A 4,080-nucleotide genomic window follows, 5' to 3' on the forward strand; every position below is an offset into this window, starting at 1 on the left:
TTCCTGAAAATTGGATAAGTAATAACCACGTTTACATACTTTTAAAAGGAGGAACGGTTAAATTAGATAAACAACACTGTATTGAATACGACGGTAATGAAATCTTATTGCAGTAAGCGGTGAGATTTTGGGGAAAATTTACGAAAAATAGGGGTAAAACAATGGGAAATCAAACGGAAAATACAGACTTATGGGCGACGCCTTTTTGGGTTACTGCTTTTGCTGAATTGTATTTTTTAAATTGTAAAAACTCTAATAAAAATAAAGGATTTGGATTAGATGCAGCCGCAAATGAATTTAATAGAAAATGTAAGAAATTTATTTCAAAAGAACAAGATGCTTTAAGCGTTGATTGGGCGAGTAAAAGTAAACGTATTTGGTGTAATCCACCTTACTCTGATCCATTACCTTTTATAGAAAAGGCAATCACAGAGTCAGAAAAAGGGGCAAAAGTTGTGATGCTTTTAAATGTAGATAATTCTACGAGATGGTTTGCTAAGTGCGTTCAACACGCTAATAAAATTGTATTTGTAACATTAGGACGAATACCTTTTTTACATAGCCAAACAGGCGAAGAAACCAAAGGAGCAAAACGCCCGCAAATGTTTGTCTTTTTTGACAAAACAAAAAGAGAAAAGTTATCAACAGACTATCTTTCTCTAAATGAAATAAGACAAATTTCACATTATAGACATTTAAGAGATTAAATAAGGAGTAAACAATGGAAAATCAAACAGTACAACAAACAATTAAAGAGCGTGGTGCGGTTTATGGGGATTTTGGACTTTATGCACAAATTGCTCAAGAGTTAAAAGGAATTATCTATCTATATGGTGAAAACCTTGATGGGCATCAATTAGAAGCACTTGAAATGATGTGTGTAAAAATAGGTCGTATTTTATCAGGTGATCCAAACTATGATGACAGTTGGAAGGATATTGCAGGTTATGCAATTTTAGGGGGTAATTTGGATAAGGGGAACGATGATGAGTAATACATTACTAGAAATTCAAATAAAGTCAGTTAGAGAGTTAAATGGTGAAGGCATTACATTCTGGGGAGGTAAAACTTGTATGGATATTCCAAAGCAAAGAAGTAATGGATACTCAGCAGATTTATATTTTGATGAAGCTAAATTTTTTCAACAACAACTTGAGCATTGGATAAACAAAAATATAGACAAAAGAGAGGAAACAACAATGACAGCAACGACATTTAAAACAGGTGATAAGGTATATTATCCGGATCACGATTGTAAAATTCATACACTTGAACGTGATGCGATGGGAAACCGGCTCTCAATTAAGTTAGATAGCGATCAGTGCTTCAATTCTTATGTTCCATTTACTAATAAGGGCTCTTTAGACGCTTCTGGGATTCAAAAAATATTTTTAGCAACTGAAGAAAATCACAAGCTACTTTCACAATTATATCCAAATATCGAATTTGAAAAACCTAAGTTAAGGGGAAGTGAATTAGCTAAGAAACTAGCTAAGGATCAATATATTTTAGCTTGGGTATCCCCTGTTTCAGACAAAGAAGCAAGAAACAGAACAATCCCTGATGTAATTAAATATAATAATGCTAATAACCGCTTTGAGTCAGAATATGGCTCTAAATGGGAATATGCTGTTCCTGTAAGATTAACTAAAAATGGAACAGTGGAAATCACAGAAGAGGTTAGATAAGGAGAGAATTATGAATGTAAATGACACGATGGTCAGCAAACCTAAACTATGTAAAATGACGACGCTCTCCTACCCGACCATTTGGCGAAGAATAAAAGCAGGGCGATTTCCCAAACCTTACCCTCTTTCCCAAAATCGCGTTGCTTGGAAACTCAGTGAAGTTCAAGCTTGGATAGAAGAACAAGGCAAAAATGTAATGTAGAAAGGTGCAGATAAATGGGCTAAAATATTAAATGAAATATTTTAGCCCATTTTTTTATTTATCAGTTTACTATGCACTTCAATATAATAAAAACAGATCCTGATCTTTTTACACCAAAAGCAACGGTATAAATGACGGTATAAAAATAACAAATAACAGGTAACAACTTGATTTTTATAAACTTTTATATTGATGAGATTATAGAGTGGGAGTGATATTTTACTGTTTCATATTGTTTCAGGACATTTCAAAAATAGTATAAAAGCCTTAATTATAAGGCTTTTATCATTTCAGGGCGTTTCATCGCATTTCATTGTATTTCAATTTTTTGTCGGTATAATCTGCGGTATTATTTTTCTATACCGTTAATTTTTTAGAAAATACCGTTATAAAACAAACGGTATTTATTTGGAGCTAAAATGCTGAGTAATTCTAAACTTAAATCGCTTAAACCCAAAGAAAAAGCCTATAAAGTCGCTGATCGTGATGGGCTTTATGTTTTCGTGTCTAAGAAGGGGACCATTTCTTTTCGTTATGACTATATTATTAATAAAAGGCGGGAAACTTTAACAATTGGGCGATTTGGGGCTGATGGGATCAGTTTGAGTGAGGCTCGTGAGAAATTGATGATGGCGAGAAAATTGGTAAGTGAGGGAATTTCGCCGGCTAATGAGAAAAGGCAGAAAAAATTCAGCCTTAGCGGTTGCGGGAATTTCGGTTTTTTTGCTGAGAAATATTTGAAAGAGGTTGAGCTTGCGGAAAGTACAAGACAGTTGAGACGGGCGACATTTGAACGTGAGATTAAGCCTTATTTTGGTAATAAGTTGATGACTGAGATTAAGGCGATTAATATTCGAAATCATTGTGAGATTATTCGTGATCGCGGTGCACCTTCTACGGCTATTTTTGTGAGAGATTTTTTTAATTTGGTGTATAAGTTTGCTATTTCAAAAGGGGCTGAATTTGGTAATCCTGCTGAGAAGGTGGCAAATTCTTCGATTGCGACCTTTAAGCCAAGGGAACGAGTTTTAACGCCTAGGGAAATTCATTTATTTTTCAATGAGCTGAATAATACTGAGCGTTATTTTACGCTTAGAAAAGGCATTTTGTTCATTCTTTATACGATGGTTAGAAAGGGCGAGTTAGTCTCTGCAAAATGGGATGAGTTTGATTTTAATAAGAATATTTGGACAATTCCCGCTGAGCGTATGAAGGCAAGACGTTCGCACAATGTTTATTTATCGCGTCAGGCGCTGGAACTTTTGACGGCGTTTAAAATTTATAGTGAAGAGTCAGAATTTGTGATCCCTTCTCGTACTTCTTTATTCAAGCCGGTTTCTTTGAGTTCTTTAAATCGGGTTGTGAGTGAAACGGTGAAAATTATGCAGGATAAGGGTATGGAGATTGATCACTTTACTATTCACGATTTAAGGCGAACCGCCTCTACTCTGCTCCACGAAAAAGGCTTTAATTCTGATTGGATTGAGAAGGCATTAGCCCACGAGCAGAAGGGGGTGAGGGCGGTTTATAATAAAGCGGAGTATGCAGAACAACGACGGGAGATGATGCAGAAATGGGCGGATATGGTAGATTGTTGGATTAGGGGGCAATCTGTTTAAAAATAATCTGATAAAATCATTGATTTATGTGTATGCGTGTGTATAATAATTATTGATTAAGACAAGGAGGAAGCATGCACTCAAGAGACTTAATCAAAGAGCTTAAAGCTATCGGTTGTTATCAAATCAGGAGTGGAAAAGGAGATCACCATATTTGGTATAGTCCAAAGACAGGTAAAAAATTTCCAATTACGCATCCTGTTAAAGATATTCCAATCGGTACTTTAAGATCAATCAAAAAATCGGCAGGGCTTTTATAGCTCTGCCGAGCTTAAAGCGGAGGTTATATGCTATTTACAATCGGTGTTGAAACACCACAAGATGAAAATACAGCGTTTGGAATGGTTGTGCCAGCACTTTGTAATGATGAATATAGTTGTTTTAGTGCGGCGGATAGTGAAGGAGAGATTATCCCACAAGTAACAGACGCCATTCATACAATGCTTGAATTAATGATTGATGAAGAATTTGATATTTTGTCAATTAAAGATAAAGGGTTCAGATTTTATAAAACCTTAGAAGATTATGATTATTGTGATACTTGGTTATTAATTGATATTGATTTAACCGC

General features: G+C 35.1%; 7 protein-coding genes. All 7 read left to right on the forward strand.

Annotated elements, in window-relative coordinates; all coding sequences use genetic code 11:
* The first annotated feature begins 161 nt into the window (after nt 1–161).
* On the forward strand, nt 162–707 hold the full coding sequence (locus DYE60_RS10090; protein ID WP_115315595.1) for a phage N-6-adenine-methyltransferase: 546 nt from the start codon (nt 162–164) through the stop codon (nt 705–707).
* 14 nt (nt 708–721) lie between these two features.
* The gene (locus tag DYE60_RS10095) at nt 722–994 is read left to right on the forward strand and encodes a DUF6378 domain-containing protein (RefSeq protein WP_115315596.1); all 273 of its coding nucleotides are present in this window, start codon (nt 722–724) and stop codon (nt 992–994) included.
* A complete protein-coding gene (locus DYE60_RS10100) occupies nt 984–1,688 on the forward strand; it encodes a hypothetical protein (RefSeq protein ID WP_147285448.1) in 705 nt (234 codons plus the stop codon). Before DYE60_RS10095 ends, DYE60_RS10100 begins: the two co-directional genes overlap by 11 nt.
* Nucleotides 1,689–1,698: 10 nt before the next feature.
* Nucleotides 1,699–1,890: a helix-turn-helix transcriptional regulator gene (locus DYE60_RS10105; protein WP_174894763.1), complete on the forward strand. Its 192-nt coding sequence runs from the start codon at nt 1,699–1,701 to the stop codon at nt 1,888–1,890.
* Nucleotides 1,891–2,309: 419 nt separating this feature from the next.
* Nucleotides 2,310–3,509 (forward strand): tyrosine-type recombinase/integrase, encoded by a 1,200-nt coding sequence (locus DYE60_RS10110; RefSeq protein ID WP_115315552.1) that lies wholly within the window; start codon nt 2,310–2,312, stop codon nt 3,507–3,509.
* Nucleotides 3,510–3,583: 74 nt separating this feature from the next.
* Nucleotides 3,584–3,769: a type II toxin-antitoxin system HicA family toxin gene (locus DYE60_RS10115; protein ID WP_115315553.1), complete on the forward strand. Its 186-nt coding sequence runs from the start codon at nt 3,584–3,586 to the stop codon at nt 3,767–3,769.
* 27 nt (nt 3,770–3,796) lie between these two features.
* A partial coding sequence (locus tag DYE60_RS10120) for a type II toxin-antitoxin system HicB family antitoxin (RefSeq protein ID WP_115316509.1) occupies nt 3,797–4,080 on the forward strand: 284 nt, incomplete at its 3' end.

Source organism: Phocoenobacter uteri (assembly GCF_900454895.1).
Taxonomy (GTDB): domain Bacteria; phylum Pseudomonadota; class Gammaproteobacteria; order Enterobacterales; family Pasteurellaceae; genus Phocoenobacter; species Phocoenobacter uteri.

Coding starts and splice junctions, on each gene's coding strand:
- DYE60_RS10090 (WP_115315595.1), top strand. CDS start 162: ATGGGAAATCAAACGGAAAATACAGACTTATGGGCGACGCCTTTTTGG.
- DYE60_RS10095 (WP_115315596.1), top strand. CDS start 722: ATGGAAAATCAAACAGTACAACAAACAATTAAAGAGCGTGGTGCGGTT.
- DYE60_RS10100 (WP_147285448.1), top strand. CDS start 984: ATGATGAGTAATACATTACTAGAAATTCAAATAAAGTCAGTTAGAGAG.
- DYE60_RS10105 (WP_174894763.1), top strand. CDS start 1,699: ATGAATGTAAATGACACGATGGTCAGCAAACCTAAACTATGTAAAATG.
- DYE60_RS10110 (WP_115315552.1), top strand. CDS start 2,310: ATGCTGAGTAATTCTAAACTTAAATCGCTTAAACCCAAAGAAAAAGCC.
- DYE60_RS10115 (WP_115315553.1), top strand. CDS start 3,584: ATGCACTCAAGAGACTTAATCAAAGAGCTTAAAGCTATCGGTTGTTAT.